Source organism: Sphingomonas sp. Ant20, from assembly GCF_000783375.1.
Taxonomy (GTDB): Bacteria; Pseudomonadota; Alphaproteobacteria; order Sphingomonadales; family Sphingomonadaceae; genus Sphingomonas; species Sphingomonas aerolata.
The window spans coordinates 1-4886 of record NZ_JRVI01000118.1 but is presented as its reverse complement, the minus strand read 5'-3'; the positions used below and the strand labels follow the sequence as shown (position 1 = coordinate 4886).

The window sequence follows — 4886 nt, the reverse complement described above, 5'->3', positions numbered from 1 at the left end:
GGGGGCGGCGGGTGCCCGCCACCGGCTTGCGCAGCTGTTCGAGCCCGGAGATGCCGCACAGCCCGCAGGACGTGTCGCTGGTCCGGTGGCGGACGCGGTCGTGGATCCGCCCCCTGCACCGCTCCGACAGGCCGACACGGACGATCCAGCCCGCCTCCGCCTCGAACACGTCGATGTCGCGCACGTCGTCGGCGCTGTCGGCGAGCCGCTCGGTCAGCAGGAAGCCGGTGGTGAAGGCGGGCAGGTCCGCCGGCGTCATCATCATCACCGCATAGCCAAGCCCGTCGACCTCGATCGCGACGGGCACCTCGATCGCGATCGCGCGCGTGCCCGCCGCGACGGCGTCGGGGCGCAGGATAGTGATCGCTTCGGTACGGGCAGTCGTCACAGCGCAGCCATGTCCTCGGGGGTGTTGATGTTGGGGATGACCCCGTGAGCAGGGATCGGCAAGGCGCCGATCGCCTCCGCCCAGCCGCGTACCGACCGGCGCGGCGACGATTCGATATGCGCGATCAGCGCGGCAGCGGACGCGGTCTCCCAATGCCCCAGCACGGGCGCATCGGGGCAGAAGGCGGGCGCGCGGCGGCCCAGCGCCGCGAGCAGCCCGTCGGGCAGCGCTGGCACGTCGCAGGCGATCGTGAGGACCGAGGTATAGCCCAGACCCGCCGCATGGTACAGCGCCCCCGCTATGCCCCCCAGCGGCCCCAGATCGGGCCCCGGCAGGTCGCGGATCAGACCATCCCGCCCCGCGACCACCGCGTCATCGACATGCGGCCCGAGCAGCGCACAGGCGTGGTCGGCCAAGCGGCGCCCGGCGAGCAGCGCCTGCGCCTTGTCCGACCCGAACCGCGACGATCGCCCGCCCGCCAGGACGACGCCGAGGATCCGCGGCGTGCTCAGCGCGTCTTCTCGATCCGCACCGGCACCGACTTGGCGGCCGGCACATGGCTTTCGCGCGCATGGTGCGCGACCGGCATCAGCAGGTTGCACTCGGGGTAATAGGCCCCGACGCACCCTTCCGGAATCGAATATTCGACGACGCGCAGCTTGTTGAAGCGGCGGTCGCCATTGTCGCCCGCATCGCCGACCAGATCGACGTCGTCACCATCGGTCAGCCCCATGCGCAGCATGTCGCTGCGGTTCATGAAGACGATGTCGCGCGTGCCCTTCACGCCGCGGAACCGGTCATGATAGCCATAGACGGTGGTGTTGAACTGATCGTTCGACCGCAGCGTCATCAGCCGGAACCGCCCCTCGCTCTCCTCGAAGCCGGTGACGTTGAGCGAGTGGGGGACGTTGATCTCCGCCTTGCCGCTCTCGGTCAGCCATTCGCGGTGCGCCGCCGGCACGCCCTTCCAGAAGCCGCCGGGGGTGAACATCTTGGCGTTGAAGTCGGAGAACATGTCCGGATAGGTCTCGGCGATCGCATCGCGGATCCGCGCATAGTCGCGCACCCACGCATCCCAGTCGAGCTTCGGATTGGGCGCCAGCGTCGCCTTGGCGATACCCGCGAGGATCGCAGGCTCGGACAGCAACGTCTCCGCAGCCGGCGTCGCCTTGCCCTTCGAGCCATAGATCTGGCTGAACGAATCCTCGACCGAGACGCTCTGCGGCCCGGTACCCTGCATGTCCGTCTCGATCCGGCCGAGGCAGGGGAGCAGATAGCAGGTCTTGCCGGGCAGCAGGTGCGAACGGTTGAGCTTGGTGGCGATGTGCACCGTCAGGTCGATCCCGCGCCACGCCGGCTCCATCCGCGCATGGTCGGGGATCGCGCGGACGAAATTGCCGCCCAGCCCGATGAACGCCTGCGCCTCGCCGTCGAGCACCGCCTCGCACGACGCGACCGTGTCCCAGCCGAGCTCGCGCGGCGGCTCGAAGCCATATTGCTCGGCGAGTTTGTCGAGCGGGGCGAGCTCGGGCTTTTCGGTGATCCCGACGGTACGCTGCCCCTGGACGTTCGAATGGCCGCGGACGGGGCCCATGCCCGCGCCGGGCTTGCCGATATTCCCGCGCAGCAGCATCAGGTTGACGAGCATGTGGACGTTGTCGATGCCGCCGACATGCTGGGTCAGCCCCATGCCGTACACAGCGATCACCGCCTTCGACTTCGCATAGACCTTGGCGGCCGATTCGATCTCGACGCGCGACAGCCCGCTCTCATGCTCGATCGTCGCCCAGTCGGTGCCGCGTGCGACATCCGCGAACGCTCGAACCCGGTGGTATGCTCGGCGAGGAAGGCGTGGTCGAGGATCCTCAGCGTGTTCAGCTCACGCGCGCGATCGTCCGCCTCGATCAGATATTTGCACATCCCCATCAGTGCGCCGACGTCGCCGCCGGTCTTTACCTGATGATATTGCGAGGCGATCGGCGTCGATTTGCCGGTGACCATCTCCAGCGGATTCTGCGGATCCTGGAATTTCTCCAGACCGCGCTCCTTCAGCGGATTGAACACGACGATCTCGACGCCGCGCTTGGCACAGTCGCGCAGCGGATGGAGGAACCGCGGGCTGTTCACGCCCGGATTCTGCCCGAAATAGAAGATCGCGTCGCACTTCTCGTAATCCGAAAGGTGGATCGTCCCGACTGCGGAGCCGATCGCCGACTTCAGCCCGACCGAGGTCGTCTCGTGACACATGTTCGAACTGTCGGGCAGGTTCTGGCTGCCGTACATCCGCGCCATGAGGCTGTACATGTACGAGGTCTCGAGGCTCGCGCGACCCGAGGCGTAGAAGATCACCTTGGTCGGGTCATAGGTCTTGAGCTTCGCACCGATCCCGGCGAACGCCTCGTCCCAGCTGCACGCGGCATATTTGTCGGTGGTCGCGTCATATTTCAGCGGATGCGTCAGGCGGCCGGCCTGTTCGAGATCGAAATCCTTCCAGCCGAGCAGCTCGGTGACCGTATGCTCCTGAAAGAAGGCCGGCGTCACGCGGTAGGATGTCAGCTCCCACGCAGTCGCCTTGGCGCCATTCTCGCAGAATTCGGCGGTATGCGGATGCGCGGGCTTGCCCCAGGCGCAGCTGACGCACGCAAAGCCCTCGGGCTTGTTCTGCCGCGTGAGTTCGCGCAGCGCTTCGGGGCCGATCTTCTCGCGCGCGGATATCTCCACGAGCGATTTCATCGACCCCCAGCCGCCGGCGGGTGCGGTATAGTCTTCGATCTCGATGGTCCGGTCGTCGCTCATACGTCTCTCCGCTTTTGCCTTCCAACGAAGCGGGGCGGCAAACGATGCACGCCGATTGCGGTGGCGATGGTTCAAATCGCATGTTCCATCGCTAGATGGGATCCGAAACTCCAAGGATATCACGATGACGACGCACACGACCCGCATGCTCATTCTCGGTTCCGGGCCTGCCGGGCTGTCGGCCGCGATCTATGGCGCGCGCGCCGGGATGGCGCCGATCGTCGTCCAGGGGATCCAGCCCGGCGGCCAGCTGACCACCACCACCGATGTCGAGAATTATCCCGGCTTCAAGGACGTCATCCAGGGCCCGTGGCTGATGGAGCAGATGCAGGCGCAGGCCGAACATGTCGGCACGCGGATGATGTGGGACACGATCGTCAAGGTCGACGTCAGCAGCCGCCCGTTCCGCCTGATCGGCGACAGCGGCGACGTGTATGAGGGCGAGACGCTCGTCATCGCGACGGGCGCGCAGGCCAAGTGGCTCGGCATCGACAGCGAGGAGCCGATGAAGGGCAAGGGCGTCAGCGCCTGCGCAACCTGCGACGGCTTCTTCTACCGCGGCAAGAAGGTGGCCGTCATCGGCGGCGGCAACACCGCGGTCGAGGAGGCGCTGTACCTCACCAACCATTCGCCCGACGTGACGCTCATCCACCGCCGCGATTCGCTGCGCTCGGAGAAGATCCTCCAGGAGCGGCTGTTCGCGCACAAGGGCGTGACCGTGCTGTGGAACAAGGAAGTCCGCGAATTCGTCGACGGCGGCGGCAATGCCGGGCTCGTCGCGCTTGAACTCGAGGACACGGTGACGGGCGAACGCTCGCGCCTCGCGGTCGATGGCGGCTTCGTCGCGATCGGCCACCACCCCGCGACCGAGCTGTTCCGCGGGCATATCGATCTCGATTCGGACGGCTATATCTCGGTCGAGACCGGCTCGACGCGCACCAGCGTCGAGGGCGTGTTCGCGTGCGGCGACGTTGCCGACAAGGTCTACCGCCAGGCGGTGACCGCGGCAGGCACGGGCTGCATGGCCGCTCTCGACGCCGAACGGTTCCTGGCGGCGGCGGAATTCGCGGAACTGGCCGAAGCCGCGGAGTAAGCGCGGGGGGCGTGCGTCGGATTCACGCCCCTCATACCCTCCGTCATCCTGACGAAAGTCAGGATCCAGAGCCAAAGACGGAATCGCCCGTAACCCTGAGTCCTGACGTTCGTCAGGATGACGAGTGGGGGGAACTGGCGGCGCCTGCATCGTCCGTGCCGTCGATCACGTCCCTGAGCGCCGCCTCCAACGCACCGGCATTCGCGGTCCCGGCGAAGCTGTGCGAACCGGTAGCCAGTCGCACGATCCGCGCCGCGCCGCGGTAGCGTGCCGCAAACACCTGCGCGGTCGCATCCCCGGTCGCGAGCAGAATGACGACGCGATCCGCCCAGCCGTCGATCGCGCCGCAGACCCGGCTCGCAAGGTCGCCCTCGACCTCCCCCCGACCCGCGCCACAGCCTCACCAGACCCCGGACCAGCTTGCGCAGATTGATCCCGCCGCGGAGCAGGCTGAGCCACGCGGCCGGATCACGCAGCCGCGCCGCATAGCGCGCGCGGATCGCGGCGGCAGGGGGCAGGTCGTCGGTCGGCGCGATCACCCAGGGGTTGGCGAGGAGTAGCCGGTCGATCCCCGCCGCCCCGCCGAACAGCGCGAGCGCGCTCGCGGCG

General features: G+C 67.5%; 4 protein-coding genes and 1 pseudogene. 1 reads left to right on the top strand and 4 read right to left on the bottom strand.

Features of this window, described 5'->3' with window-relative positions; genetic code table 11:
- The 3 genes and pseudogenes from NI18_RS14275 to NI18_RS14265 form a co-directional block, all read right to left on the bottom strand.
- A partial coding sequence (locus NI18_RS14275; protein ID WP_037530753.1) for a formate dehydrogenase accessory sulfurtransferase FdhD occupies positions 1–388 on the bottom strand: 388 nt, incomplete at its 3' end.
- Entirely contained in the window at positions 385–870 is a 486-nt protein-coding gene (locus tag NI18_RS14270) for a molybdenum cofactor guanylyltransferase (protein WP_347574865.1), read from the bottom strand. The genes NI18_RS14270 and NI18_RS14275, both read right to left, overlap by 4 nt.
- A 26-nt stretch (positions 871–896) precedes the next feature.
- Positions 897–3184 (bottom strand): annotated as a pseudogene (locus tag NI18_RS14265) (FdhF/YdeP family oxidoreductase).
- 124 nt (positions 3185–3308) lie between these two features.
- On the opposite strand from NI18_RS14265, the gene trxB reads away from it, so the two are divergent.
- The gene (gene trxB, locus NI18_RS14260; protein ID WP_037530751.1) at positions 3309–4277 is read left to right on the top strand and encodes a thioredoxin-disulfide reductase; all 969 of its coding nucleotides are present in this window, start codon (positions 3309–3311) and stop codon (positions 4275–4277) included.
- 112 nt (positions 4278–4389) lie between these two features.
- Here the strand turns inward: trxB and NI18_RS25100 are convergent, their stop codons facing one another.
- Positions 4390–4557, bottom strand: a complete 168-nt coding sequence (locus NI18_RS25100) for a hypothetical protein (RefSeq protein WP_157840541.1) — start codon at positions 4555–4557, stop codon at positions 4390–4392.
- Positions 4558–4886 lie beyond the last annotated feature (329 nt).

What these genes read in the sequence shown, in the direction of transcription:
- trxB (WP_037530751.1), top strand. Translation starts at nt 3,309, where the DNA reads ATGACGACGCACACGACCCGCATGCTCATTCTCGGTTCCGGGCCTGCC.